This is a genomic window from Paenibacillus solisilvae (assembly GCF_042656405.1).
In the GTDB taxonomy this organism is placed as follows: Bacteria; Bacillota; Bacilli; order Paenibacillales; family Paenibacillaceae; genus Paenibacillus_Z; species Paenibacillus_Z solisilvae.
Genome location: NZ_JBHSOW010000098.1, coordinates 1 through 26,152, shown reverse-complemented (window position 1 = coordinate 26,152; position 26,152 = coordinate 1). Strand labels below are relative to the sequence as shown.

Annotated in this window: 25 protein-coding genes; 16 read left to right on the top strand and 9 right to left on the bottom strand. The window is 47.9% G+C overall.

Annotated features, from left to right (window positions below):
- Window positions 1-585: 585 nt before the first annotated feature.
- Complete coding sequence (locus ACFPYJ_RS25965) at window positions 586-1,236, bottom strand: GntR family transcriptional regulator (RefSeq protein WP_379191145.1); 651 nt, start codon at window positions 1,234-1,236, stop codon at window positions 586-588.
- A 1,041-nt stretch (window positions 1,237-2,277) separates the two neighbouring features.
- On the opposite strand from ACFPYJ_RS25965, the gene ACFPYJ_RS25960 reads away from it, so the two are divergent.
- The 12 genes from ACFPYJ_RS25960 to ACFPYJ_RS25905 all read left to right on the top strand — a co-directional run bounded on the left by ACFPYJ_RS25960 (window position 2,278) and on the right by ACFPYJ_RS25905 (window position 15,421).
- Window positions 2,278-2,478 carry a hypothetical protein gene (locus tag ACFPYJ_RS25960; RefSeq protein ID WP_379191144.1) on the top strand — a complete coding sequence of 67 codons (201 nt, stop codon included), beginning with the start codon at window positions 2,278-2,280 and terminating at the stop codon, window positions 2,476-2,478.
- Window positions 2,479-2,504: 26 nt separating this feature from the next.
- The gene (locus ACFPYJ_RS25955) at window positions 2,505-3,875 is read left to right on the top strand and encodes a four-carbon acid sugar kinase family protein (protein WP_379191143.1); all 1,371 of its coding nucleotides are present in this window, start codon (window positions 2,505-2,507) and stop codon (window positions 3,873-3,875) included.
- Between the two features lie 37 nt (window positions 3,876-3,912).
- Complete coding sequence (locus tag ACFPYJ_RS25950) at window positions 3,913-4,563, top strand: GntR family transcriptional regulator (protein WP_379191142.1); 651 nt, start codon at window positions 3,913-3,915, stop codon at window positions 4,561-4,563.
- A gap of 44 nt (window positions 4,564-4,607) precedes the next feature.
- Window positions 4,608-5,630, top strand: coding sequence for a zinc-dependent alcohol dehydrogenase (locus ACFPYJ_RS25945; RefSeq protein WP_379191141.1), 1,023 nt, complete (start codon window positions 4,608-4,610; stop codon window positions 5,628-5,630).
- A gap of 381 nt (window positions 5,631-6,011) precedes the next feature.
- Window positions 6,012-6,674 carry a class II aldolase/adducin family protein gene (locus ACFPYJ_RS25940; RefSeq protein ID WP_379191140.1) on the top strand — a complete coding sequence of 221 codons (663 nt, stop codon included), beginning with the start codon at window positions 6,012-6,014 and terminating at the stop codon, window positions 6,672-6,674.
- A gap of 113 nt (window positions 6,675-6,787) precedes the next feature.
- Complete coding sequence (locus ACFPYJ_RS25935) at window positions 6,788-7,525, top strand: creatininase family protein (RefSeq protein ID WP_379191139.1); 738 nt, start codon at window positions 6,788-6,790, stop codon at window positions 7,523-7,525.
- A 78-nt stretch (window positions 7,526-7,603) separates the two neighbouring features.
- Window positions 7,604-8,926 carry an ABC transporter substrate-binding protein gene (locus ACFPYJ_RS25930; protein ID WP_379191138.1) on the top strand — a complete coding sequence of 441 codons (1,323 nt, stop codon included), beginning with the start codon at window positions 7,604-7,606 and terminating at the stop codon, window positions 8,924-8,926.
- Between the two features lie 128 nt (window positions 8,927-9,054).
- Window positions 9,055-9,933, top strand: coding sequence for a carbohydrate ABC transporter permease (locus ACFPYJ_RS25925; protein ID WP_379191137.1), 879 nt, complete (start codon window positions 9,055-9,057; stop codon window positions 9,931-9,933).
- A gap of 12 nt (window positions 9,934-9,945) precedes the next feature.
- Entirely contained in the window at window positions 9,946-10,782 is an 837-nt protein-coding gene (locus ACFPYJ_RS25920) for a carbohydrate ABC transporter permease (RefSeq protein ID WP_379191136.1), read from the top strand.
- 93 nt (window positions 10,783-10,875) lie between these two features.
- Window positions 10,876-12,840, top strand: a complete 1,965-nt coding sequence (locus ACFPYJ_RS25915) for a beta-galactosidase (protein ID WP_379191135.1) — start codon at window positions 10,876-10,878, stop codon at window positions 12,838-12,840.
- 181 nt (window positions 12,841-13,021) lie between these two features.
- Complete coding sequence (locus tag ACFPYJ_RS25910) at window positions 13,022-14,092, top strand: Gfo/Idh/MocA family protein (RefSeq protein ID WP_379191134.1); 1,071 nt, start codon at window positions 13,022-13,024, stop codon at window positions 14,090-14,092.
- Window positions 14,093-14,263: 171 nt separating this feature from the next.
- On the top strand, window positions 14,264-15,421 hold the full coding sequence (locus ACFPYJ_RS25905) for a GntR family transcriptional regulator (protein WP_379191133.1): 1,158 nt from the start codon (window positions 14,264-14,266) through the stop codon (window positions 15,419-15,421).
- 231 nt (window positions 15,422-15,652) lie between these two features.
- On the opposite strand, the gene ACFPYJ_RS25900 is transcribed toward ACFPYJ_RS25905, so the two are convergent.
- Window positions 15,653-16,339, bottom strand: coding sequence for a class I SAM-dependent methyltransferase (locus ACFPYJ_RS25900; RefSeq protein ID WP_379191132.1), 687 nt, complete (start codon window positions 16,337-16,339; stop codon window positions 15,653-15,655).
- Window positions 16,340-16,545: 206 nt separating this feature from the next.
- Here ACFPYJ_RS25900 and ACFPYJ_RS25895 point away from each other — a divergent pair, with 206 nt between their 5' ends.
- Entirely contained in the window at window positions 16,546-17,004 is a 459-nt protein-coding gene (locus ACFPYJ_RS25895) for a GNAT family N-acetyltransferase (RefSeq protein ID WP_379191131.1), read from the top strand.
- Here ACFPYJ_RS25895 and ACFPYJ_RS25890 read toward each other — a convergent pair.
- The 5 genes from ACFPYJ_RS25890 to ACFPYJ_RS25870 form a co-directional block, all read right to left on the bottom strand.
- On the bottom strand, window positions 16,968-17,924 hold the full coding sequence (locus ACFPYJ_RS25890; protein WP_379191262.1) for a MerR family transcriptional regulator: 957 nt from the start codon (window positions 17,922-17,924) through the stop codon (window positions 16,968-16,970). The genes ACFPYJ_RS25895 and ACFPYJ_RS25890 overlap by 37 nt on opposite strands.
- A gap of 128 nt (window positions 17,925-18,052) precedes the next feature.
- On the bottom strand, window positions 18,053-19,027 hold the full coding sequence (locus tag ACFPYJ_RS25885; RefSeq protein WP_379191129.1) for an alpha/beta fold hydrolase: 975 nt from the start codon (window positions 19,025-19,027) through the stop codon (window positions 18,053-18,055).
- A gap of 236 nt (window positions 19,028-19,263) precedes the next feature.
- Window positions 19,264-19,728 (bottom strand): RidA family protein, encoded by a 465-nt coding sequence (locus ACFPYJ_RS25880; protein WP_379191128.1) that lies wholly within the window; start codon window positions 19,726-19,728, stop codon window positions 19,264-19,266.
- A 115-nt stretch (window positions 19,729-19,843) separates the two neighbouring features.
- Window positions 19,844-20,932 (bottom strand): alanine racemase, encoded by a 1,089-nt coding sequence (locus tag ACFPYJ_RS25875; protein ID WP_379191127.1) that lies wholly within the window; start codon window positions 20,930-20,932, stop codon window positions 19,844-19,846.
- Between the two features lie 518 nt (window positions 20,933-21,450).
- Entirely contained in the window at window positions 21,451-22,479 is a 1,029-nt protein-coding gene (locus ACFPYJ_RS25870) for a zinc-binding alcohol dehydrogenase family protein (protein WP_379191126.1), read from the bottom strand.
- Window positions 22,480-22,601: 122 nt separating this feature from the next.
- Between ACFPYJ_RS25870 and ACFPYJ_RS25865 the strand changes: the two genes are divergently transcribed.
- The gene (locus tag ACFPYJ_RS25865) at window positions 22,602-22,988 is read left to right on the top strand and encodes a winged helix-turn-helix transcriptional regulator (RefSeq protein ID WP_379191125.1); all 387 of its coding nucleotides are present in this window, start codon (window positions 22,602-22,604) and stop codon (window positions 22,986-22,988) included.
- Window positions 22,989-23,146: 158 nt separating this feature from the next.
- Window positions 23,147-23,437 (top strand): hypothetical protein, encoded by a 291-nt coding sequence (locus tag ACFPYJ_RS25860; protein WP_379191124.1) that lies wholly within the window; start codon window positions 23,147-23,149, stop codon window positions 23,435-23,437.
- Window positions 23,438-23,695: 258 nt separating this feature from the next.
- Here ACFPYJ_RS25860 and ACFPYJ_RS25855 read toward each other — a convergent pair whose 3' ends face one another.
- Both ACFPYJ_RS25855 and ACFPYJ_RS25850 read right to left on the bottom strand, forming a co-directional pair.
- Complete coding sequence (locus tag ACFPYJ_RS25855) at window positions 23,696-24,481, bottom strand: DUF6492 family protein (RefSeq protein WP_379191123.1); 786 nt, start codon at window positions 24,479-24,481, stop codon at window positions 23,696-23,698.
- A gap of 178 nt (window positions 24,482-24,659) precedes the next feature.
- On the bottom strand, window positions 24,660-24,806 hold the full coding sequence (locus ACFPYJ_RS25850) for a hypothetical protein (protein WP_379191122.1): 147 nt from the start codon (window positions 24,804-24,806) through the stop codon (window positions 24,660-24,662).
- Window positions 24,807-24,956: 150 nt separating this feature from the next.
- On the opposite strand from ACFPYJ_RS25850, the gene ACFPYJ_RS25845 reads away from it, so the two are divergent.
- Complete coding sequence (locus tag ACFPYJ_RS25845) at window positions 24,957-25,835, top strand: LysR family transcriptional regulator (protein ID WP_379191121.1); 879 nt, start codon at window positions 24,957-24,959, stop codon at window positions 25,833-25,835.
- Window positions 25,836-26,152 lie beyond the last annotated feature (317 nt).

Sequence of the window (26,152 nt, the reverse complement as noted above, 5' to 3'; positions counted from 1 at the left end):
TGTTTATGACAAGCTAAGCCTATTGAAGGCGGGATTGACTATCGTATGAGCTGTTTGGCTGATAAGGGGATTCACGGTTTGTGCAAGCGCTCCTGTTGAGATCATTAGGCAGATCAACCAAGGTATCATGCCTGAATTATCCTAAACGTTTAAAGAGACATCACCGGTCCGGTTCGTCAATAACCTAAACATTCAATCGGGTCAAACTTTAGAATGGCACTCCAAAAAGAAGGATAGAAGCTCATAAGCTTCTATCCTTCTTTTTTATGTATAATACATTTATATTGATTGAATAATATATTAAATCTAACATTAATATACAATATATTGAAAAATGCAATATTACTCTTCGAATGGGGATTTATATGAAAAGGGTTGCGTTATTGGCGCTGTGTTTTACCCTTCCTTCGGTATAGCGGGCTTGCCGAAGCGAATCCGATAACAAAGCAGGCACGGAGAGCTCAGAGGGTGGCAGCTCAGGTGGCAATTCTGTCGTCAATGGCAAGATGAAAGAAGAATTCGTCACGATTCCGAGAGCTGTCGATCCAAATGAAAAACCGGATGAAATTTTACGTCTTACACGTCTTACATGAATAATTTCTTCTTGGAACGCTGGAGATGATCTTGCATCCTCTCAATGCTTTCGGCCTTACCTTGCTTTAAAAGCTCGTAAATTTCGATATGATCCTGCCAGAACCCCTCCATTCTTTGCGGATCCTTCCTAAGATGGCGAAGAGTGATTCGAATCAGATGATCCTGATAATTGAGCAGCACACGATATATTTCTTGATTGCCGGCGAACCTGCATAAAAGCAAATGAAACTCATGATCGGCTTTACAGAAGGCTTTGATATCAAGGCGTTTGACAATTTTTTCTGATTCTTGAAGATTGGCCAATAACAGGTTGCTTTGCTCTTCATTAAGCCGACCCAGAATGGTTTGAATGTTGAAGGTTTCAAGTGCAGTCCTGAGATCGTAGATATCGACGATACGGTTCAAAGCCAGGTCGTTGATAATGATTCCTTGCTTAGACGACACCGTAACGAAACCTTCCGACTCCAGACGGGTAAGCGCCGATTTGATCGGGGTCTTGCTCATTTGGAGAATCTCGATTAACTCACGCTCCGATAAGAAGCGGCCAGGCACGAACCTTTCGTCAAGAATCCGCTCCTTGATCTGATCGTAAGCAATATCTTTTAGTAGAAGCGGTTCACCTAATCCTTTGGACTCCTCCATTGCTTGCATTCTCCTTTCCGCTTTCTCGCCCTCATGATATGCCGGCATCCCGTAGAGCGCCGCGACCACATTTTTACTGCCCGATGAATATTAACAAGCCGACTTGCTTTAAGGAAGCAATTCGGCCGGGGCGAATACTTTGGACGATTTTACCCCTCCATTATATCACAGATAAAGGAGAGGGAAAGAATGAGCGAGAAAATCTATGAAATGATAACGAACCGTATAATTCAACTACTGGAAATCGGCGTTGTTCCTTGGCGCAGCGGTGAACTGGAAAAATCAAAAGCCATATCGAGGCATTAATACACTTCTTTTTGAACCAGGGGAATATATCAGCTTCAAACAAGTGAGCGAAGCCGGGGGAACGGTGAAGAATTTTCTGGATATGTGCGACAAAACCAAAATGACCGTTCACCATCGGTTTCCCCAGCGGAAACCGAAACAACGGAACCAAATTATGATGCCGTCTGGTTCGTTCGCACACCTCAACAACTAGCTCGAGCAGGACCACTTCAATATCTTTGAGTTGGCGATACAAGCTCCAGCGGAGCGTCTTACCAAAGCTTACAGATTTCAATTGATGCCTACCCCTGATAGAACTGGGCTTGGATCTATGCCTTGGGCAGTCTTCCAATAGTAAGCCGCCTGGATGTCGCTCTGCTTCCCCATTTCGCGCCGCATCTTTCGTTTAAACTCACCAAATTCCATTCGTGCAATCGACCACAACCTATCTAAAAATTGCCCATCAATACTAAACGGCTCCACGGGATTCGGCTGAACCCCTTCAGCTTCGTTGGAACTGCCCAAAATGAACCGAAACCATTTTCCAACAAATGTTGAGAAACATTAGCATGTGCTTCACCAGGAGGTCGGTGGGAATCTATTATCGTTGATAAGCAAATAAATCTGTTGACATATGAAAGCGCATACCATAGTATAGATATCAAATAGATCTAACATAGATCTATGATGGAATCCGGCGACATCGATGAAATGAAGAGGAACCATGACCTCGTGAAGGCTGGCGGCACCTGAGTTATGGTCAGAATTAATAGTGTTGGATTGGTCGGTGGCGGCGGAATTCTTGCACACCCGGGTGGAATTGCCAAAGGAGTGCGCAGTATGCTGCAGCAAGGCTGCGAAGCCGCTGTACATGATATCGAATTGTCCGCCTATGCTAAGTCCCTGTCCAGAACTCCGGGAAGCTATATGAGTGTTCGGCAGCAAGTAAGCAAGTAGGGCGAATAACTTGGAGGAATACAACGATGAATGAAAACCAACAGCTTCTACTCACTTTTTACGGGGATGACTTTACGGGATCGACAGATGCCATGGAAGCGCTAACTAGAAGCGGTCACAGAACGGTATTGTTCCTCGAAGCCCCGACACCGGACATGTTAAGCCGCTTTGAAGGTATCCGCTGCGTAGGCGTAGCCGGCACAAGCAGAGCCAAGAATCCGCTTGAGCTAGAGAAGGAAGTCAGACCGGTGATGGAGCGCTTATCGCTCCTCGAGGCACCGATCGTTCATTATAAAACCTGCTCCACCTTTGACTCGTCGCCTGAGGTTGGGAGCATTGGCGAAGCTATCCGGGTTTCGCGCACCTTCTTCCCGGATCAGGCAACGGTACCTCTGCTGGTGGGAGCGCCAGCGCTAGGAAGGTATACGCTGTTCGGTCAACACTTCGCCCATATGGATGGACAAGTTCACCGCTTGGATCGCCATCCGGTCATGTCCCGCCATCCCGTCACTCCGATGCACGAGGCAGATTTACGACTTCACTTGAGAGAGCAGCTGGACGAGGAAATCGACTTGATGAACATCCTTGAGCTTGAAGGCGATCCAGCGCTCGTGAACGAACGTTACCAGCGGAAGCTGGACGCAAAACCATCCCTCCTGCTGATCGATGTGTTGGACGAAGCTCGCCTATCGTTAAGCGGCCAGCTGATCTGGGATGCGGCCAAGGAAGGCCAGAGGTTCGTCGTCGGATCATCCGGCGTAGAATACGCGATGACGGCATTCTGGAAGAAAGCCGGGATTGCTCAAGCAGGGCAAGCAGCGCCACCCGCCAGCATGAAACCGGCGAAGAACATTCTAGCGGTGTCCGGAAGCGCCTCGCCGATTAGCCAGAAGCAGATTGAAATGGCTATAGAACAGGGGTTCCACGGTATTCGGATTCCCGCAGCAGCGCTCGCCAATACGGAGAGTATGCCTCAAGAGACGCTAGAAGAAGCGATCCGCATACTGAATGAAGGGGATAGCGTGGTTCTTTATACAGCGCTAGGTCCGGAGGATGAGGCGATTGCCGACACTCGCGAGCAGTTCTCTAAGAGAGGCATTGAAGGTTCGCAAACAGGAGAATTTATCGGCCGGCGGCTTGGGCAATGGACGAAACACATCATGTGTAAAGCCGGATTAAGAAGGGTTATCATCGCAGGTGGTGACACCTCCGGATTCGTGACCAGCGAGATGGGGATTTACGGAATGGAAATGCTAATCTCTATTTCGCCTGGCGCACCCCTATGCCGAGTCTATTCAGAGGATGCGGGTATGGACGGAATCGAGCTCGCCCTGAAAGGCGGACAGTTCGGCAGCCCGGATTATTTCGCCAGAGTACGGGATGCCGGCATATCATGAGAGCGAGGGCGAGAAAGGGGGGAGGAGAACGCAAGCAATGGAGGAGTCCAAAGGATTAGGTGAACCGCTTCTACTAAAAGATATTGCTTACGATCAGATCAAGGAGCGGATTCTTGACGAAAGGTTCGTGCCTGGCCGCTTCTTATCGGAGCGTGAGTTAATCGAGATTCTCCAAATGAGCAAGACCCCGATCAAATCGGCGCTTACCCGTCTGGAGTCGGAAGGTTTCGTTACGGTGTCGTCTAAGCAAGGGATCATTATCAACGACCTGGCTTTGAACCGTATCGTCGATATCTACGATCTCAGGACTGTACTTGAAACCTTCAACATTCAAGCCATTCTAGGCCGGCTTAATGAAGAGCAAAGCAACCTGTTATTGGCCAATCTTCAAGAATCAGAAGAAATTGTCACACGCCTTGATATCAAAGCCTTCTGTAAAGCCGATCATGAGTTTCATTTGCTTTTATGCAGGTTCGCCGGTAATCAAGAAATATATCGTGTGCTGCTCAATTATCAGGATCATCTGATTCGAATCACGCTTCGCCATCTTAGGAAGGATCCGCACAGGATGGAGGGGTTCTGGCAGGATCATGTCAAAATTTACGAGCTTTTAATGCAAGGTAAGGCCGAAAGCATTGAGAGAATGCAAGATCATCTCCAGCGTTCCAAGAAGAAATTATTCATGTAAGACGTGTAAGACAACAGCAAATGTAAATAGAATGGAGGACAACCATGAAAGCGGTTTTTGTGCAAGATGCTTATAGCGTCATCGTCAAAGAAGTAGAGATACCGGTGCTCGCTGCCAATGAAGTGTTGATCAAAGTGAAGGCAGCCGGAATTTGCGGTTCAGACCTTCATACGTACAAAGGACTTCATCCTTTCCGTAAGCCACCGGTCATTATCGGACATGAGCTTTCCGGCGAGGTGGTCAAGATCGGTGAGGCGGTTACCAAGCTCCAGGTGGGAGATCACGTGACAGTAGAACCCCAAACCGGCTGCGGCACTTGCGAATATTGCCTGACCGGCAACATCAATTACTGCGAAAATCGCGGAGCACCTGGAATTGGGAATTGGTATGGAGCGATGGCGGAATATTTCGCCGCACCAGAGCAGACGGTATTCAAACTGCCGGATGGGATGGATTATGAACAAGGGGTGCTTGTTGAACCTTTTGCCGTAGGCGTTCATGCTGTCCGGAAAGCGGGCATCGGAGTAGGAGATAAGGTAGCTATTCTAGGTGCGGGCCCGATTGGTCTTCTTGCAATGGTAGCATCGAAGGTAGCGGGAGCAACGACTCTTCTCGTTACGGACGTCATGGATTATGCACTAGACAGTGCTCTGAACATGGGTGCTACTCACACTCTGAACATTTTGAACAAAAAGGAATGGATGGAAGAAGCCAAGATGCTGGTCGGCGGAAGTTTCGATAAGGTCCTGGTTGCTGCAGGGGTTCCCGGAATTATTGACCAAGCTTTAGCGCTTCTGGGAAAAGGCGGACGCGTCGTCACCATTGCCATGTTCCATGGAGACCAGACGTTCAACATTCATAACTTGCAGAACCAAGAGAAAGAAATCGTAGGGTGCATGACTTATACCCGGGAAGATACGATTACCGCAATTGATCTGATTGCTGCGGGAGCCGTTAACAAGAGTGTTATCATTACTCACCGGTTGTCCCCTGAGCAAGCAGCGGAAGGATTCCGAATAGTCGATAAGAAGGAGGATTCTTCCTTAAAAGTGCTGGTTGAATTTTAAATATTGGTTTACTATTCCGGCCATGGATTGTCTCTTATTTCCTTTAAACTATGGAGATCTTGCCTTGATGGGGGTTGCCGCCCCCTTTTCCAGTAATTCGGTTTCTCCGCTGCTATTCAGGGAATTTTATTAAAGCGCTTTCTCTTAACTTATGCTCCATTCGCTTGCACAAGTTTGGTCTACGTAAGGTCATGGAGACTTTGAAAGGGCTTACAAAAGTGTTCTCAAGAAATACAAGGGACAGACTCTGCTGGAGAACCATCAACCCGTTACAACTAAGTCTGCGCAAAAAACCTTACTTTGCAGGCCAATGGCTTGGAAATAAACAGATTGACACCGAACGGCGGTGTATGAATACAGGATAAGAAGGAGTGAGACATCATGCCAGATATTGAATCCATTAGAATAGAATTGAAGAAAACCGGAAAATATATGATGGAATACGGGTTGGCTTGGGGAAATGCAGGGAATATTAGCGCACGTACTAACGAAGACCGCTATCTGATTACTGCAAGCGGCACATTTTTGGGTGAATTGGAAAACTCGGATATTGTTGAGTGCTTGCTTTTAGGACAATCTTTGGAGCAAGGCGGAAAGAAGCCATCTAAAGAAACGCCGATGCACCGTGCGATCTATGAAAATCGCCCAGATATTGGAGCCGTACTGCATGCTTCTCCCTTTTACAGTACCCTTGTCAGTTGTTCTTCCATCGAGATCCCGTCGAACTGGTTTGTGGAGACGATGTATTATTTAGAGAAGGTGGAACGGGTAAACTATCATCACCCGGGAAGCACGGCTTTAGGTGATGCTGTTGCAGAGAAGGCAAAAGCGGCAAACATCCTGCTGCTTGAAAATCACGGGGTACTGGTTTACGACGTTAGTATCCGTGAGGCTCGGATGGCGCTGCAGACCTTGGAAATGGCCTGCAAAATGCTGATTGTCTCCCAAACTGGCAAAGTGAACATGAATGGTTTGCCTCGTGAAACCGAAATGGATTTTCTAGAAAAAGCGGGCTATAAGTCCAGGAGAAATTGGAATCTTTAATAACAATCAAATTATGAATCGATAGAGACTCACATTCTACCTTACGATAAGCAGGTATTAATTTACTTTTAAAGGAAATTTTATTAATTTGCTGCAAGGAAGGTGGATATTGTATGGAAAAAAAATATAGATATGAAGAAATGATGCCTGCCGAATTTCTCAAATCCGTTGAACGGATGCCGGTTTTTATAGTGCCGACAGGCTTGCTCGAATGGCATGGAGACCACTTGCCGCTTGGATTAGACGCACTAAAAGCGCATGCCATTTGCTTAAAGATAGCCGAGAAGTTAGGAGGTGGCATTGTTTTGCCCCCCAATTATTACGGGCGGCCGGGCTATTCCAGATATGCAGGCACTCTAACTTTTTCTGAGGCTTTAATGAATCTTCTATTTACGGAATTGTGCGATCAACTGCGTAAAGTAGGAGCTCAGGTTATTGCACTGATCACCGGTCATTATGGACCATGTCAGGTTAATTTTTTGAAAAATTTTGCTTATAACTATATGACCGAATATCCGGGAGTTACTCTTATAGCCAAACCTGAATACGAAGGTGTAACGATTAATGGCGAAGTTCCAGCAGACCATGCCGGAAAGTGGGAAACATCGATGTTCATGTATCTTCATTCAGAACTCACCCATATGGAAAATTATCGATTGGATACGCCCATCCGAAAAATATACGATAATCCGCCAAACGATTGGTATAAAGAAGAAGCGTTATGGACTTGGAAAGACGATTTGACGAAGTCGGCATCCATAGAGCTCGGCAAACAGTGTGTGGATGCCATTACCAACTCGATTAGCACCGAAATCCTCACAGCTTTGAACCAAAAAGAAGGAGGTCAGTGATTCGTGGGTGCTTTGCGAAACTGGGTCCGCAAGTTATTTACCATGTTATCCATAATACGTTATAAGGGAGATGTTAATATGAAGTTCACAAAAAAAACTATGATTGCCATTTTAACGTTGATTTGCATTTTTTCGTTGACAGCATGCAGCAGTGGTTCCACCGGCGGTTCCGGTCAGAATACCGGACAGGTCAAGTTAAGTCTTTGGGGTTGGATTAACGATACTTATCCTGCAAAGACAAAAGTTCTTGATGAAGCGATCAAAGAATTTAATGCTCATAACGACTACAACGCCGTCATTGAATATCAGTCTTTCACTTCAAACGATTACAACACGAAAATTACGACGGAGGTGGCCGCAAACAACGCGCCTGATATTTTCTTTGTTCGTGAAGCAGGTTTCATGCAACCATTCGTCAAATCCGGCGCCTTAGAGCCATTGGACGATTTGCTTGGCTCCGAATTCGATAAGTTCGTCCCTGGTATTTTGGATACAGTCTCGTTTGATGGCAAAAAGTATGCAGTACCGTCCTCGCAAACTGCACAACTGATATACTACAATAAGGACATTTTCGACCAGAATGGATTGTCAGTGCCGAAGACGATGGATGATTTGCTCACTACTGTGAAAACGCTTAAAGCTAAAGGAATTACTCCTTTTGCACTCGGCAATAAAGATATTTGGACTGGCGGATTATACCTGAATATGCTCGCATACCGTTATGGCGGAAGCCAAGCATTCACCGACGTACAATCCGGCAAAATTTCTTTTAAAGACGATGTCTTTATGAAAGCGGCTGCAGACTTCTCGAAGATGGTTAGTGCAGGTGCGTTCAATCAAGATGCAAACAGCGCCAGCTTGGACGATTCAAGACAGATGTTCATGCAGGGCAAAGCTGCAATGTGGATAAATGGTACCTGGGAATTGGCAAAACTTGGAGTTAAAACCGACGCTAATAACGGCGTGGAAAATCCCATATACGGCAAAGTAGGAATCTTCAACTGGCCTGAGGTGCCAGGTGGAAAAACCGGCTTGAACGATTGGATTCTGGCCCCTGACTGGAATATTGCGATCTCAAAAGATGCGAAGAACAAGGAAGCGGCCAGTGCGTTTATCAAGCTGATCACTTCAGATAAGTACCAAAATATATTAGTCAGCATTTCTCAGCTCCCTTCAACCAACATCCAATATGATAAATCGACAGTAGAACCGATGCTTGCCGATTTCTTGGGACAGATCAGCCAAGTCAAAAGTACGATTACTTTCCCAGATCGTATTCTTGGACAACAAACGATTGGTGGAGAAATGAATAAATCGGTCCAAGAGCTTCTGATAGGGGAAGATCCCGCAAAAGTGATGGAACGACTGGAAGATCGCGTGAAAAATATGCGAACGAATTAAACGACATTGCGGTAACACGTTTATCGTGAAAGCCGTTACATCCTTCACCTGTATTCGACTCGGGAAGAGTAGCGGCTTTCATCTTTTTCATTGTATAAGCTACGACATTATTGGATAGAGGTGGTTTCATGCAAAAAATTTATAGGGATTACCGCGCAATTATCGTCTTGCTGTTACCCGCCTTATTTTTCTACCTGCTGTTTTGTTTGCTCCCCATTGTCGAATCGTTTGTTGTGAGCTTGTTCCGTTGGAATATGATGAACGGGAAAACGTGGGTAGGACTGCAGAACTACATCGGTATGATATCAGACGACGTATTGATACGCTCAGTAAAAAATCTTTTTATTCTGCTCGTCGTCAATATCGTATTCAGTATTCCCATCGCATTCATATTGGCTTGGCTGCTTACTTTGCGGCTAGCCGGCACAAAAGTAGTCCGTTCGATGATGTATATTCCCAACCTGTTGTCAACCGTTGCGGTAGGTACGCTCTGGGTATACATGTATCATCCAGATTACGGCATCGTGAATCAGTTTCTGGCCTTGTTCCATATCGAGATGAAAACGTCTCTACTAGCGAATAGTTATACAGTATTGCCGGCGATCGGCTTCGTTATGGCGTGGCAGCACATCGGTTTTTACATTTTGCTGTATATGGTTGGTATGCAAAACATACCTTCGGAGATCTCCGACAGCGCCAGAATCGATGGGGTTAACCATTGGCAAAAGATCCGATACATTACTCTTCCTATGATGAGGCCTGTCATACATGTTTCTCTTTTATTGTTAACCACAAGCGCTTTCAAATCGTTCGATTATGTTTTTGTTCTTACCAAGGGCGGCCCCAATCGTGCGAGTGAAGTTCTGTCCTCGTACATGTACGATGTCGGCTTTTTACAAATGAATATGGGTTATGCGGCTGCGATGGGATTCCTATTATTCATCATGTGCTTCTTGGTGAGTAAGTTCATTTCCATGTTCGAAGGCAAAGAAGAAATTCACTATTAGGGGGTGATTAACATGATAAGAATCCGGGAAGAGTCGATCACTGCCAGATGGTTTCAGCATATACTCGTTTACGCTTTCCTATTTTTCAATTTAATGCCAATCGCATGGCTCTTGCTAAGTTCTTTAAAAACGAACCAGGAATTCTTGAATAACCCTTGGAGCCTTCCGGAGATGATACAATGGGGAAATTTCACGAACGCCTGGATTGGAGGAGTACAAAAATACTTTTTGAACAGTGTCATCGTTGTCGGTACTTCTGTCCTTCTGACTATAATGGTCACGGTTCCGGCCGGGTTTGTGTTGCTTCGCATGAAGTTCCCTTTTCGAAAAACGCTGCTTTCGCTTGTATTGATCGGTGTTATGGTGCCTGGACACGCAGTAGCCATTCCACTCTTTCAAATCCTGAATGAGCTGGGTGTCCGTAATAGTTATTTGTCCATGATTTTGCCTTATGTAGCATTTGCCGTTTCCTTTTCTATATTGATCTTATCCGCTCGGCTCAAAACTATTTCCAGGGAGTTGGAAGAAGCGTCCGTTATGGACGGTTGCGGCGCGTTCGGAATTTTTTTCAAAATCATCGCGCCACTTTTATCCGCGGAAATCGTAACGGTAACCATCGTTAATTTCATTTGGATGTGGAACGAGCTTTTCTTTGCGATGATATTTACCTCATCCGAAGATATCAGGACACTTCCGTTTGGACTCACAGCTTTCGTTGGAGAATACGGGACGAATTGGACACCGATGTTTGCGGCATTAGTCATTTCTTTCGTACCTTTATTCGTTTTGTATCTCATTTTGCAAAACAAGATAGTCGGAGGCATGACAGCCGGCTCCATAAAAGGATAATGTCTTGGGCGTGGGAAGAAAAGGAGTAATTAGTTGTTTTTATTGGGCGCTTTGTGCCGTTCTAATTTATCTGAATGAGGAGGAAATAAACAAATGTATTACGGTGTCGATTATTATCCGGAACATTGGGATGAAACGATGTGGGAACCGGATTTGCGTTTGATGAAAGAAGCTCGTTTCAATATGGTCCGCATTGCCGAGTTTGCTTGGAGCAGGCTCGAACCCCGGGAAGGCGAATATGATTTTGCCTGGCTAGACCGGTTTCTGAAGCTTTGCAACGAGCAGGATATGTTAGTGATGATGGGGATTCCGGCACGAAATGTCCCTGCGTGGTTAATCAAAAAATTTCCTGATTTAGCGGTAGTAACGAAAGAAGGCATCCGCGAATCGTTCGGATCGCGTTATACCATTTGTCTGAATCATCCTTATTGGCCTCAATATGCGCTACGATTGGCTGAAAAGATGGCAGAACGTTATGGAAGCCATCCGCTTGTCCATTCCTGGCACTTGGATAATGAATATGGGGACGGCAATATTTGTTACTGCGAGCACTGTCGCATTCGATTTACTGAATGGCTGAAGGAGAAATACGGTACTATCCAAAAACTGAATGCTGCATGGGGGTTGGTCTTTTGGAGCCTGGAGATATCGGATTGGGATGAGCTTTGGCTGCCGGCGATGACCAACCGCTTTGGGCATAACCCTGGTTTACTGCAGGATCACCACAGATTTGTATCTTGGACAACAGAACAATTTGTGATGAAGCAGGGTGATGCATTTAGGAAACTTGCTCCGGATCAACCGATAACGACCAACTTGCAAAGTATGACAAGGTATCATACGGATTATTACCAGTTATCGGAACAAATTGATATGGTGTCGACAAATTATTATCCACCGCTTTCATATAACTCTGCCGATCTCGATTTGATGCGGAGCTTAAAAAATCAAAATTTCTGGGTGGTCGAGCAGAAGAGTGGACCCCCAGGATGGGCTCATAACGGATATTTAACCCCTGCTCCGGGCGAAACAAGGATGTACACATACCAAGCGATCGGCCATGGTGCGGACGCGATTTTATATTTCCGTTGGCGCCCGAGCAATTTTGGTCAGGAGCAGTTCCATAAAGGAATTTTAGATTACGACAGCAAAACCAATCGAATTTTCAAGGAAATTAGTCAAGTGGGCGAGGAACTCCAAAAGATAGCTCCGGCTTTAAAAGGAACGACTTGCCAGGCCGAAGTTGCTATCTTGTTTTCCTACGATTCGCGGTGGGCGCTGGAGCATTATTACCCTCATCCTGATATACAATATCGGGATTACTTCTTAACCTATTACTTGGAACTGCAGCGGCAGCACGTGATGGCGGATTTGGTTCAACCCAAAACGGATTTAAGTAAATACAAAGCAGTATTCGCTCCTCTAGTGTATCTAATGGACCAAGAGATCGCCGACAATCTGGCACGCTATGTGGAACAAGGGGGAACCCTGGTATACACATTTAGGTCCGGAGCTAAGGATGAATATAACAATGTTGTCAGATCCACTTTGCGACCCGTTATCCGGAACATGCTGGGGATCGAAATCGAGGAATCTTTCGCGCTTAACCCCCAAGAAGTTAACTTCATGTCGGCAGCGAACGGTGATATTTTCAGTTCTTCCCGTTGGGTAGACTTGATCCAACCCGTCCAGGCTGAAGTGATAGCCCGATATGAAAGCCAATGGTATAAAGGATACCCGGCCGTTACGTCCAATAGTTATGGAAAAGGTAAAGCCTACTATATCGGAACATTTACGGAAGACGACCGATTTTATGAATCGATTGTTTCAAGAGTGCTTCAGGAGACTGGGGTTCAACCGCTTATAAACGTTCCGAGAGAAGTGGAAGTTACCGTTCGTACAGATGGACATAAATCAATATATTTTATTATGAACCGCGCTTCTGAGCTTCAGGAAATCGTGCTGTCCGGAACGTATTGGGATGTGATTCAAGACATGGAGCTTCAAGGACGTTTTGAAATTGAACCGTTTGGCGTAAGAATATTGACCAAAACATAAGAAAGCAGTTGAAGAGATGAACCCCGCCATGAAAAGGAACTGATTCATTTCTGGGACTTGATGACAGGGCAAGAATATTCATAAAATAAATAGCCGTTAACTTAAAAAATGACTAGCTGAGAATTGGATTCATATCATCCATTGTGCTAGTCATTTTTTGAATAAGGGGAGGACAATGAAAATGGATCTTATTCAATTTGCAATTATAGGCGCAGGCTGGAGGGCTGAGTTTTTTCTGAGAATTGCCCAGCAATTTCCAGATCGGTTTAAGGTAACGGGAATGTTTGTCCGTAATGAGGAGAGAAGTCGGGAGATTGAGCAAAAATGGGGAGTGAAGACTTATCCGACACTTAACCAACTGATAGAGCAATCAAATTTTTCGTTTGTAATTGTCAGTGTGCCTAGGGATGTGGCTCCTTCCTACATGATTGAACTGACTGGTCGAGGGATACCTGTCCTGTGCGAGACCCCGCCCGCCATTGATATGGAGTCGCTATTGGCTTTGCATCAATCTATCGATAAGAATGCAAAAATACAAATCGCAGAGCAGTACATTTTTCAACCTTATCACGCAGCCCGTCTTCAAATCTCAAAATCCGGAAAGCTGGGCGAAATTAGTCAGGCCCAAATTTCCGCAGCTCATCACTACCATGGCATTAGCTTAATACGCCATTTTTTGGGAATCACGTATGAGGATGCAACCATACAAGCTTTATCATTTACATCCCCGCTTGTTGAAAACCCGAATAGAAGTGGAATCGTGCTCGGCAACAAAATAATAGAGTCCATACAAACGATTGCCTACATTAGGTTTGGCGACAAACTGGGTGTCTACGATTTTACGAACGACCAATATTTTTCGTGGGTCCGTTCACCGCGCATCCTGGTTCGAGGAATAAGAGGAGAAATTAACAATTACAAAGTAAAATATATGAAGGACTCCCAAGCCGTTGATCTTGAATTGGCTAGAATCAGCGCAGGAATAGATGGGAATTTGGAGGGGCATTATTTAAAGGGAATATTATTAGGGGAAGAAGCTGTTTATAAAAATCCTTTTATTCCCGGAAGATTGACAGACGATGAAATTGCCATTGCCACCTCGTTGGAGAAAATGGATCTTTACGCTAAGGGCGGTCCGAGTTTTTACAGCCTTGCTGAAGCCTCGCAGGATCACTATTTGGCATTAATGATTCAAAAAGCAGCAACTATCAAGGAAACCATTTCCACCACAAAACAACCTTGGGCCGATTAGCTGATTGACAAAAATGAATGAACAGCTTCGCTGTGCGGATTCCATGCGGCGAAGCTTTTTCTATATCAATTGGAAGGTTGGGAAACCGGCTAGCTTAAAACAAGTTGCGCCCTGATAGGTCGAAATATTATATTTGGTATATAGAAAGCAATTTAGTTAGGGGCAATTCCAATGCGAAATGAGCGATCTCCACTTTATTTTCAGATCAAACAGTATATTCAGGATGGAATTATCGAAGGAAAGTACGGGGAAAACGGCCGCATTCCAACGGAAAATGAGCTGATGGAAAAATTCAGCGTCAGTCGGATTACCGTTAAAAACGCGCTTAACTTGTTAGCCCAAGAAGGGTGGATCTATCGGATTCCCGGGCGGGGCAGCTTTGTGAATGATAAAGAAATGTCCATCAAGCAAAAGCTCGCTGAGCATGAGTCCTCCATTGTTCCGTCTATAACCGACTCTGTCCGGGCCCCGGTGAAGCAAAAAAAAATCGGGCTTATCATGCCCGGAATCGACGATTATTTTGCTATAGGTTTGCTTTGGGGGATTCAAAGGATTCTCAATGTCCATGACTTCTCTCTAACGATTATGCTCTCGGCAGGAGATAAGGAGAAGGAATCCAAAGCTATTAGGGAGCTGATGGCACAAGGTGCAGCGGGACTGCTCATTTTTCCAATCGATGAGGAGCTGTACAACGAGGAAATCCTATCCTTAAAAGTGCATGAGTTCCCATTCGTGCTGATTGACCGGTATTTGCCCGGCGTCGAAACCAATTATATTGCCTCTGACGGAATGCTGGGTGCAAGATTAGCCGTCAGGTATTTGTGGGAGCTCGGCCATCGCAATATCGCGATATGTTCGAACACCCCTCCCTCCACGGTTACCGTCCAGGAACGGCTGCAGGGGTATATGAACGAGCTGACGGATCAAGGGTCTTTGATCAATCCTGCTCACATTTTAATGGACTTGGATAAAAGTCAAGTTCAAGAAGAAGATCCGTTATACCAATATCTCAAGAACGGTATGGCAACGGCCTATATCACCCTGAACGGGCATCTGGGAATCCATGTTGCAAGGGCGGCTGAACAAATCGGACTTCGCGTTCCGGAAGATATCTCCATTGTGACATTTGACAATCCGGCCCCCTACTTTGATGATCGCAGTTTTTTCACGCATATTTCACAGTCGGAAGAGGAAATCGGAGAAAGAGCGACGCAAATATTGATGGATATCATTCTGGGACATAACGCGATGCAAAATTATCGTAAAATCCTGGTGGAGCCGAAAATGGTCACCCGAAAGTCCGCAGGTCCAGCGAAGCAAGCGAAATAATGAATCGATCAAAAATGGTGCGAGACAGATCTCGCGCCATTTTTATTTCAATTTCGTTTTGCATGTCGGACTCTATATCTTGCACTATAGAATATATATATAAATATACTATTTATAATAAATAGTATAAATTAGGAAACACTGCGGTGTATCGACGTGAGAGAGCGAGCCGTCCATGCAGCCTGAACAAGGGCGGTTTGGACGGCTCTTTGTCCTGCTCCAGGCGCCCGTCTACAGGTGAAGCCACCAAATGCCTGCGCATTCCGGGAGCTTCGTTATATGTTGCTGCGCCACATGATCGGCGAGCTCATCGCCGAAGAAGAAGCGGGTTAATTCTTCTGCCTGACCGGCGTCCTCGAACTCATAATCGGCACGAATCCAGCGGTGGGAGAATCCGTGCTCATTGACCAGCGCCTCGTAGTAGCCTGTTAAGAAATCCGGAGCGCATGGCGTTTCATGGCCGGTACCTAAGGTCTCCATGATGATCATGGTGCCGCCGTCCCGAAGAACGCGCCGTGCTTCCCCTAAGATCTGCCTGATATTAAGCTCCCAATCCGGATTGTCGGTACTGCATAAGTAGCAAATGCTCCAGCCGGATATGATCAGATCCGCGGTGTTGTCCCCGAGCGGAAGGCTCCGGTGATCGGCTGCCTGTGTGCGCCAATTGGTCAGCCCGGCTTCGCCCAGCCGGTTGGCGTTGATTTGCAGCATCGCCTCGGAAGCGTCGAGCGCGGCAATAGAGCTTGCTTCTACTGCAAGTCCGGTCGTGAACCGTCCCGTACCCGCGCCCAAATCTACGATATCCAATCCGCTGATTGGCCGGATCTCATTAATGTAAGCAGTAAGATCGGGTTGTTTGGCTATTAACTGATGGTACTTGTGCGCCTGAGAAGCATAGATTTCGTTATGTTCCGGCATAGGAATACCTCCTTGGAAGTGATGAATCCCTTCCATCTTACAGGTTTACGCTGCGGGAAGGTCAATGATCTATTTTCAGGGGAGTGGAGGCGATGCGCTTGACAGACAGCACAGGCTGCCCGCAGCCTCCCTTGCGTAAAAATCATCGGACGGGGTAAAGAGTCGTATAGGCAGTGAGCCCGCATGAACGAAAGGGGAGGAATCGAATGAAAAACCCGATCGGTGGAATGAAGAAAGAGTTAGAGGAAATGAAGGCGTCCATGGACGCAATGAAATCGGATGTGCAGCATACGGTCGATGAAGTAAAGGGAACGGTTGCGAAGATGAAAGAAACGGGTGCTTTATTAAAAGACTTCGGCAAGCCGGATAAGACGGATGGAGACATTGTTCGTGAAAAAAATGCATTCTATTTTTGTATGGAAGAAGCCGGACAAATCGGAGAAATATCTTACATGCCCTCAGACAGGCATATATGGGTCATTAATCATACGTTCGTATCGCCGCCTTACCGCAATCAGGGTATCGCCCACCGGCTGCTTGCGCGTTTAGTAGAGACAGCCCGTGCGGAAGGAAAGCAAATCATTCCGATTTGTACCTTTGCAGCTGCGGAATTCAAGCGTGATCCCGCTTATGCTGATGTCTGGAAACAAAAGCAGGAGCGGTGATTCAGCTTTTGGGCTAGCGGAGCGGGACCGCATAAACCATATGATGCAGGGGGATGATGCGATGCTGCTTGAGCAGGTAGCCCCTTCTCCTCGAACCACCCGGGGAAATGCGGATAGCTGTCCAGCTGCCCCGCGATACAGATCCGGCCGCGCGGCTTTAATACGCGGCGCATTTCCTCCAGTGCAATCAGCTGCTGATCATCCGACAGATGGTGAAAGGCGAAGCTGCTGACGATGAAGTCGAATTCACCCTCCAAATAAGGAATGGCGAGGAAGTTGCCCGGGCGGACATCCAGAGCGGGAAATTTACGCCGGCACTGCCGAAGCATTTCCTTGGACTGGTCGACCCCGGACATTTGGATGCCTTGTGCCAGGAATCTTCCTGCTAAATTACCCGTTCCCGTCCCCAAATCCAGCCCGTGCTCGCCTTGAACAGCGGATACCCACTCCACGATCAGGTTAAGCGTCTCCTCATAATGGGCATAATCTCCGGTATGGCTTGCTGTCCGCTCATCGTGAGTAGAGGCGAGCTGATCGTAGTCCCATGTGTCTGTCCAGGCTGTGCGCAGCTCTCTGAGGTTCCGGGAACCCTCGGCCAGCTTATAGATGGCCTCAAGCGGCAGGGAATGGTTCGTCTTGAGCAGTGTAATCATATGATCGGTCGTCTCAATCACCTGCTTCATCTCGAGCCACTGTGAGACAAGCGCCGAACGCTGCAGCTCCAGATAATACTGCAGCTCCCCGTGGTTCTCCTTGTCCATCTCGCCCAGCGTATGGTGAATGATCTCAAGCGGCATGCCGGATTCCCGCAGCGCAATAATCGTCTGCAGACGCCATATATCCTGTTCAGTAAAGGTGCGGTATTGATTATGCGGCTGTTTGGAGGTGGTTAACAATCCTTTCTCCTCATAAAATCGTATGGTGCGCGGAGTAATGTTCAGCTTGTCTGCGATTTCTTTGATTTTCAGATGAATCGCTCCTTTCCCCCTTATTCTAAACCTTTCCGTTACGTTAATGTACAGAGGTTCAGGTTTCTGATCTTCGCAGCTTATTCGGATTGCTTAGGGACGAGTGCGAGTATTTCCTTGACGACAACGTCCGGACGGTAATGATGAAGGTAATGGGAAGTGCCCGGTACGATCAGCTGCTTGCCGGCGGTTGACCAAGATGGCAGCCCGGCCTCATTGTCCATCCAAGCCTTATCCTGGCTTAGTTTGCCGAAGTAATCGGCGGTCAAGACGGTAACCGGAACAGTCAAGGGCTTGTTTCCGGCAAGCACGGTTTTGGCGTTCTTGCGGCTTTGTCTGATCTCAGCGGTCATGTCTTTGTCCGCAAGCTTGATGAGCGTCGACTGGCGGTCCATCTCCTTAAGCTTATCGGGGATCAGCTTCAGCGCGTTTCGTTCGCTGGCGAGCGATTCCGCAAAGCCGTCAACTTGATAGAACGCCCGGATGACGCCTATATTCAGTAAAGCCCTTTCCACATACGGAATAATCGTGAGCGGTGTGCGCGAAGCGTAGTATTCCGGACTTCCGCCTTCCACCAGCACAATCCCCGACACCTCTTCCGGGAACCGCTGCGCATAACGAAGCGCCTCCAGGGAGCCGAGGGAGTGACCGACGAGGATATAAGGCGGTTTCTGCCCGGATATACGAAAGAGCTCGTGCATTTCGTCCGTAATGGCATCGATGCTGCGTTCTTTCCCGGTTGAATCACTGTAGCCATAACCAAACCGATCGTACACCGCAATCTTCACCTGCGAGGATAAACCTTTGTATAACGGATAAAAGTCCACATATGCATTCGCCGTTCCCCAACCCGCTGCGAACACAACCGTCGTCTCTCCTTGCCCTTCGGTGTACAGGTGCATCTTGCGGCCCATCACGTCATACAATTTCCCAACGGGTGTGTACGACTTTAAATCCTCTCGAACGCCAAACCATTGATAGGCCGACCCAGCTCCTATAAGTACAATCAGAAAAAAAAAAAAATAGCGTGTGATTGTTCGGATCCTTTTCCACATATGCCTATATGGGCTCCTTTCGGTTGCCGCTTAGTATTCGGCTGGGAACCGAACCTCTCCTCTCATCTTATCTTTTCACCCTATATTTGGAAATTGTCTTAGGGAGGGGGAGATCCCCCGGCAATAGACGGGGATGCCTGTGCGAAATCTCACCCTTAAACACAGCAAAAACACATCTGTTGGAGGTGTTTTGTTTTGCTGCATAACAGAATTTTTTTATAAAGCGGATACTCGGCTTATTCCCTGACCTCAACGATCAGCTCGATTTCTACGGGAGTATGGAATGGCAGATCGCTGGTGCCGATCGCAGAACGTGCGTGCCTGCCGTTCTCTCCGAATACTTCAATGAGGAAATTGGATGCACCGTTGATGACATAGGGCTGATCGGCGAATCCTGGAGCGCTGTTGACGAAAGCGAGCATTTTGACGATTTTGACGACACGGTCCAAATCGCCGAGATGATGCTTCATGACGGCCAGGCAGTTGATGATGACCTGGCGTGCAGCCTGCTGGCCCTGCTCGATCGAGAGCTCGCTGCCGAGCTTGCCTTCAAACATCAAAGTGCCGTCAATCCGGCAATCCTGGCCGGAGAGATAGAGCAGGTTGCCGGTTTGGTTGGCGGGGATATAGCTGAATTTGGGTTCTCCGACAGCCGGCAGCTCGACGCCGAGTTCTTTGAGACGATTTTCGATGACAGACATATGGTTATTCCTCCGATATTAGGTTTGAATTGGTTAGCGGGTAGTTCCTTTGACGATTGTCCATTCTTCATCCATACAACCAGAATTGTAGAGACATTCTCCTCATGAGGTGATGCTATTCAAGCATGCCGCGGGCTAATACCGGCAATTCAACCGACTGTTCTCCATCGAGCCAATACAGCTTGTTGTGAAGGTTCAGTGTACTGCAGATATGATTCGGAATAATGCGCAGGCGGTCCCCTATTTTCACGGAGTGATGAGGGAGCAGGCGGATAACGCCGTGTTCCTCCGACAATCTCTCCAGTACGGCGTCCGGCAGCTCTACGATATGACCAAAGCCCTGCAGCCGCAGAGGCTCCGTATTTGGCTGCACATCCGTAGCGAACGTCTTGCTGCCGCCGTCGATGACGGCATAATCATCGCTTGGCCGGCTAACGACCGTTGCCAGGATAGAGCCCGCGCATTCATCCCATGTGGATACACCCAGCTTGGTTTGCATCGCATCGTTGAATATGTAGGTGCCGGGACGAATTTCGGTTACGCCTTTGACAGCTGCCGCGTAAAGCCCGGTAGGGGTGGAGCCGACACTGATATCTGTAATCGGAATGCCCTGCGCCCTCATCTCATCCGCGAGCTGTACCATCCATGTGCCTTCCTGTATGCCGGCACTCTTGAGATCAAGCGTGGATTGGCCGCCCAGCAGGGGGCCGCGGAATGTGAAGATACCCTGCAGGCGAAGATGGGGGAGCTTGTGAATTTGATAAGCCAGCTGCAGAGCGTTCTCACGGCGGACGCCTGTACGCTTCAGTCCGGTATCGATTTCAAGCCTGACGTTCAGGGTTTCGCCGTGTTTACCGGCGGTTTCGGATAACCTTGAAGCTCCTTCTAAGCTGTCGGCACCCACGGTCAGCCGGATATTGCGGCCGAGCTTAACGGCGCGTTCGATTTTGGAATCGGCCACCAGTGGATAAGCGATGAAGATATCGCTGATTCCATGCCGGGCCATGACTTCGGCTTCGGATATTTTGGCTGTGGTAATGCCCGCGGCGCCTGCGGCAATCTGCAGTGCGGCGGCGGAAGGGAGCTTATGCGTCTTGGCATGCGGCCTTAAGTTCACGCCAAGCTGTTTGGCATGCGCGGCCATGCGGCTAATGTTAGTTCTCACGATTTGAGCGTCAATGATCAGACAGGGCGTTTCCAACACAGTCAGCCTCCTTTATTAATACAAATCCCGTTCGAATCGTGAACTTGGCCCGGCCTCCCCGGAAAATCTCGCGGGAGTACTTGATAGGCCAATTTCCATTGGCCTAAGTTATCGCATAATGAATAAAGGCAGCGCGACGACCGGTGCGCTCAAGTATTTGCCGATGGCATCTTCCATCAGGAAAGACTCTTCTCCTCACAGTGAGAGAGATCCAAGTCGGTCATATTTGTCCCCCATTTAAGCATACAAGGAACTGGAGCACTCTTCAATCGTGAGTCCCGGTACGAGGGCGAGATTCCAGGGTATATACGTAATCACGTAGAACAAAGAGAGTCCATCTGCCAGCCGCATCCGCTCAACCGGGATACCATGTCGTTTTCCGCGATGTTCAACAAGCGAATAGAGAGTAAACAGGAAAAACCCCTCCTGTGAATGGAAGCGGCGTGAAGCGCGTCCATTTCACACGACGAGGGGTTTCTATATGTTCATCTACGTTAATCAGCAGCTGAAAAGTTCGATTATTCCCAGTTCTCCAGAACGATTTTGCCGATCGTGCTTCCGGTCTCGATCATGGCATGCGCCTTGCGCAGGGTGGCGGCGTTAATCGGCGAGAGGCGGTGGGTGATCGTCGTGCGGAGCTTGCCTGCATCAATACGGTCTGCAAGCTGATCTAAGAGCAGATGCTGCTCCGCCATATCCGCCGTCTCATACATTGACCTTGTGAACATGAACTCCCATGCGAAGCTCGCGCTTTTATTCTTCAGCAGGGTCAGATTCAGCGGCTCGCTTGTCTCCACGATGGAACATATTTTGCCTTGCGGGGCGATAGCCTCGGCCATGTTCTCCCAATGCTGGGCCGTTTGATTCAGACATAGAATATATTCTACATTCGCATGACCGATTGCCTTCAGCTGAGGAGCGAACGGCTCGTGATGATTGATGATATGGGCGGCGCCCAGCTGTTTGGCCCATTCCGATGATGCCGGGCGCGAGGCCGTGCCAATAACGGTAAGTCCGGCTGCATGGGCAAGCTGCAGCGCAATGGACCCCACCCCTCCGGCTGCGCCGATGATGAGAATGGAGCGTCCGCTGTTCTGCTCGGCTGAATGCGGGACTCCCAGTCGGTCGAATAAGCTTTCCCAGGCTGTAATCGTCGTCAAAGGCAGCGCGGCAGCTTCTGCAAAATCAAGCGTCTTCGGCTTCTTGCCGGCAATACGCTCATCCACCAGATGATACTGACTGTTGCCGCCGGGACGCGTGATGCTTCCGGCATAATACACTTCATCTCCAGGCTGGAAGAGGGTTACGCCCTCTCCGACGGATGTTACGATACCCGCAGCATCCCAGCCAAGCACGCGCGGGGATTGTTCTGTTCTTTCCTTGGGGGCGCGAACCTTGACATCCACGGGGTTGACGGAGATGGCTTTCACTTCAACGAGTAAATCACGTCCTTGCGCAGCGGGAATCTCCAGCTCCACATCGAGCAGGCTCTCACTGTGATCGATGGGCAAATAGCGGTGCAAACCAATGGCTTTCATAAGCGGCATTCTTCTTCATCCTCTCTCTTCCATGTTCTGATACGATTATATGTGATACTATGAAAAGACGGTAGTACGCACATTTTTGATATGTAGTATCCTATTTTATACCGTAAGGGGAGGCTTGGCCGATGAAGGATCGAGGAGAAGGACAGGAAGTCTGCCCGAATGAAGAAGGCTGCTCGGTAGAATTTACGCTTACGGTCATTGGCGGGAAGTGGAAGGGCGTTCTGCTGTACCACCTTATTGATGGAACCAAGCGCTTTAATGAATTCCGCAAAATATGCCCGACCATAACGCAGCGCATGCTTACGCTGCAGCTAAGAGAGCTGGAGAGCGACGGCATTATTCATCGCGAGGTGTACCAGCAGGTTCCGCCCAAGGTGGAATATTCGCTTACGCCATTTGGCGAAACGCTGAAGCCGATCATCCTCAGCATGAAGCAGTGGGGCGATCTGAATAAGGATACGGTTATGGCCTGCAGAGGCCTTGATGTTATGGGGCCGGCAAGCAAGTAACGAAGATGCCATGCGGGCGATTCCGGCATTTCGGTTTCCCGCCTGTGATGTGCTACAATAGAGTCATTATAATGCTTACGAAGCGAGTTTTTGCTTATTGATACCGAATATTCGGTATTATGAGCAGAGCTCCGCAAAAACTTTTAGGAGTTGGCGAAATGAGTAATGATCAAGGACAACAGATTAATGAGCAGGAGCTTATTGCTTATATTGCAAGCGAGACCAATGCGGACGTGAAGAGCATCGAGCTTGTTTTGAAATTGGAACAGAAGTTTATTGATAACGCGCAAGTGGATGCCAAAGGTGAGGTCGAAGTGGACAGCGATGAGCTGGTCGATTATATTCTTAAGCAGCAGAACGTGAAACTGGATGAAATGACCGTGGAGAGCATATTGGAAGCGGAAATGGAATATTTGCTCGATAAGGGATTTGTCGGTTACATCGATTAATAAGCCTGGTACAAACGAAGGCTCATGGTTCCTCTTCATGAGGAGCCATGAGCCTTTTTTGATTATCTCTTCCCAAGGGTGCCGCGGTCCAGCTCCCGGTACGCTGACGCATGGAGGGCACGAGCTGAGGTGCAGCCAAGGCAAGCTTCAGAATGCCGGTTACATAGATAATGGGCAGCCGCCAGGGCACGGCTGCACATCCTTCCCTGGTTTACCTGAGATGAGGATTAGTAAACCACACAGAGAACATTAAACCGATTATGCCTTTCTTGAGTAACCCTTGCGTTTGTGAAGAGAGACCGACCGATACAAACGTGCAAGCTTCTGGCGTTTGGCCACAGTCAGACCGGATGCATTCATATGCAGGCTGGTGTTCAAAGCATTCCGCAGCACCATTTGCCTCCTGTAATTCGCATGAAAATAATTCCCGTACGTTTCGAATTCGGAGAAAGCAAACTGCTTCTTCTTATTCATGCTCCGCATGATGGCGGTGTACCAGCGGGTGCCGTGTCTGGCTTCAATCGTTCTTTTCAGGCGCGCTACCTTGGATTTTTCAAACAGCATATAATGGGTCACTAAGGAGACAGGCGAGGAGGCCTTCTTGCCGAGAAGCTTCTTATAGGTTCTAAAATATTCCGGCTGGCTCCACCTGCGGTAATAGAAGATGGTTTGCCCGCCGCCGGTCCTAAACGTATGCGGACGGATGAGTACCGTATCGGCGTCAATAACGAGATAATACGCTTGCTTGCCTAAGCGGTTGCCGCCCAGCTTGAGCAGCTGCTGATACAGCCAGCCTGACCGGTCCCACCTGGCTGAGGAATAGTTGATGTTCTTCTTCGTAATCGGAAGAACGGTTCTCTCATTAACGAATGTACAGCCTTTTCTGGCGCAGAGCTGCTTGATTTTCCAGCTGTTCGGCGAAACGATCATAAATTTCCCGATCGGATGCCGGACCTGTTTTCTCACACTATCGATGACGTAGGGCAGTGTCCCCAGATCCTTCTCGATCGCGGGAATCAGAATATCTATTTTGGGAAGAGGCATCGCTTCATCTCCGTTGTCTTATTTTCACTTATGAGCTTGCTTGCATATCGGTGGAGGCAGATAGGCGGTTGGCACGTGAAGTGCACACTCATCATGATATGACAACGGGTGGATGATGGTTCAGCGGTAATGACAGAGAAAGAGGAATTTAAGGGGTGAGGCGCAGGGATACTTGAAGCTACATGAGAGTAGAGATTGCCCAGTGGATGACTTCGATTTTGCCTTCATGCCTGTATGCCGTATATTTCCAATGCTCTTTTGCCAGCCTTTGGAGCTCCTGCTCCCGATAATAATACAATTTCTCTTCTGCATAATAATGAATCACGACAATCACACTCCAGTTCCAGCCTAGCTAAACTTGGATTTGTTTACCTAGTTGTTGATGAGCACAATATATCATGTACATTATTATTACAGTTATCTATAATAATCGATAATCACAATCAGAAATTTTGATAGTAGGGAGGGGAAGAGAGTGGATATTCAATACTTTCTTACTTTCCGGGAGGTAGCCAAATGGCAGAATTTCACCAAGGCAGCTGAGAAGCTCGGTTATGCGCAGTCCAGCGTGACCACGCAAATTCAGCGGCTGGAGCAGGAGTATGGAACGGTTATTTTCGAACGGTATGGACGTAAAATGCGGTTAACCCAATCGGGTGAGGAGCTTCTTAAGTATGCCAACCAGCTGGTCAGCATCTATCAGGAGTCCAAAGAGGTTATTGCGCTGCAGGAGCGGGGCAATCTGAGCATCAGCACGATCGAAACCTTGGCTGCTTTCTTTCTTCCCCGGTATTTGCAGGAATTCCGTCAGGCTTTCTCCAACATTCACGTATCGCTGGAACCTGGAGTTGAGGAAAGAGTCATTCAAGCGGTTAAGGACGGAGACGCGGATATGGGGCTCATATTGGATCCCCCGTTTACAGACCCCGAGCTCAACAGCATTCTCATACGCCCGGAAGAATTGGTGTTGGTCGCAAGTCCGAGTCACCCTTTATCCCGGCTGCAGCAGGTGGAATGGGCTGATCTGAACAGTCAATCGTTGGTTGTAACGGAGCAGGGGTGCACGTACAGAGGGTCATTTGAGAGGGTGCTCAAAGCAAGGCAGGTACAGTATCAGCTGGCTTATGAGCTGGGCAGCATGGAGGCCATCAAACAATGTGTGGTCTATGGCCTTGGCATTGCATTCATTCCCAAAATCACCGTCATGTCGGAGCTTGAGCGGGGCAGTCTCTGCACATTGGCATTCTCATCCACGGAATTATGCTTCTATACGCAGCTCATTTATCACAAGAAGAAACGAATCACGCCGTCCATGAAGTATTTGATTGAACTTCTGTCCGGACGCGCGATGTAACAGAGGAGAAGGAGCTGTCTCAAATCTTAACAGAGAAATTTGGGGGCAGACCCGTCATACACTTGTGTAAATGACCTGCTGCGTGTTCGGCATTCGCGGTTTATTTTCTGCACTGCGCGCAACTCCCAGGCGCGTGGCGGGGAGATACGTGTCGGCAGTCAACCACATGACGCGTGCGCATCTATCTATACTGGATTTTTACAGCTATTTCGGGCTATAGACGTTCAAAATAGCGCTATACTGGAAATTCGGTTAGGCCCCCTAATTCCGGAGTCAGCAGCCAAGAATAGCATGTTTCCTTAGCATTACTTGGTTTC

Coding starts and splice junctions, on each gene's coding strand:
- ACFPYJ_RS25965 (WP_379191145.1), bottom strand. CDS start 1,236: ATGGAGGAGTCCAAAGGATTAGGTGAACCGCTTCTACTAAAAGATATT.
- ACFPYJ_RS25960 (WP_379191144.1), top strand. CDS start 2,278: ATGGTCAGAATTAATAGTGTTGGATTGGTCGGTGGCGGCGGAATTCTT.
- ACFPYJ_RS25955 (WP_379191143.1), top strand. CDS start 2,505: ATGAATGAAAACCAACAGCTTCTACTCACTTTTTACGGGGATGACTTT.
- ACFPYJ_RS25950 (WP_379191142.1), top strand. CDS start 3,913: ATGGAGGAGTCCAAAGGATTAGGTGAACCGCTTCTACTAAAAGATATT.
- ACFPYJ_RS25945 (WP_379191141.1), top strand. CDS start 4,608: ATGAAAGCGGTTTTTGTGCAAGATGCTTATAGCGTCATCGTCAAAGAA.
- ACFPYJ_RS25940 (WP_379191140.1), top strand. CDS start 6,012: ATGCCAGATATTGAATCCATTAGAATAGAATTGAAGAAAACCGGAAAA.
- ACFPYJ_RS25935 (WP_379191139.1), top strand. CDS start 6,788: ATGGAAAAAAAATATAGATATGAAGAAATGATGCCTGCCGAATTTCTC.
- ACFPYJ_RS25930 (WP_379191138.1), top strand. CDS start 7,604: ATGAAGTTCACAAAAAAAACTATGATTGCCATTTTAACGTTGATTTGC.
- ACFPYJ_RS25925 (WP_379191137.1), top strand. CDS start 9,055: ATGCAAAAAATTTATAGGGATTACCGCGCAATTATCGTCTTGCTGTTA.
- ACFPYJ_RS25920 (WP_379191136.1), top strand. CDS start 9,946: ATGATAAGAATCCGGGAAGAGTCGATCACTGCCAGATGGTTTCAGCAT.
- ACFPYJ_RS25915 (WP_379191135.1), top strand. CDS start 10,876: ATGTATTACGGTGTCGATTATTATCCGGAACATTGGGATGAAACGATG.
- ACFPYJ_RS25910 (WP_379191134.1), top strand. CDS start 13,022: ATGGATCTTATTCAATTTGCAATTATAGGCGCAGGCTGGAGGGCTGAG.
- ACFPYJ_RS25905 (WP_379191133.1), top strand. CDS start 14,264: ATGCGAAATGAGCGATCTCCACTTTATTTTCAGATCAAACAGTATATT.
- ACFPYJ_RS25900 (WP_379191132.1), bottom strand. CDS start 16,339: ATGCCGGAACATAACGAAATCTATGCTTCTCAGGCGCACAAGTACCAT.
- ACFPYJ_RS25895 (WP_379191131.1), top strand. CDS start 16,546: ATGAAAAACCCGATCGGTGGAATGAAGAAAGAGTTAGAGGAAATGAAG.
- ACFPYJ_RS25885 (WP_379191129.1), bottom strand. CDS start 19,027: ATGTGGAAAAGGATCCGAACAATCACACGCTATTTTTTTTTTTTTCTG.
- ACFPYJ_RS25880 (WP_379191128.1), bottom strand. CDS start 19,728: ATGTCTGTCATCGAAAATCGTCTCAAAGAACTCGGCGTCGAGCTGCCG.
- ACFPYJ_RS25870 (WP_379191126.1), bottom strand. CDS start 22,479: ATGCCGCTTATGAAAGCCATTGGTTTGCACCGCTATTTGCCCATCGAT.
- ACFPYJ_RS25865 (WP_379191125.1), top strand. CDS start 22,602: ATGAAGGATCGAGGAGAAGGACAGGAAGTCTGCCCGAATGAAGAAGGC.
- ACFPYJ_RS25860 (WP_379191124.1), top strand. CDS start 23,147: ATGAGTAATGATCAAGGACAACAGATTAATGAGCAGGAGCTTATTGCT.
- ACFPYJ_RS25855 (WP_379191123.1), bottom strand. CDS start 24,481: ATGCCTCTTCCCAAAATAGATATTCTGATTCCCGCGATCGAGAAGGAT.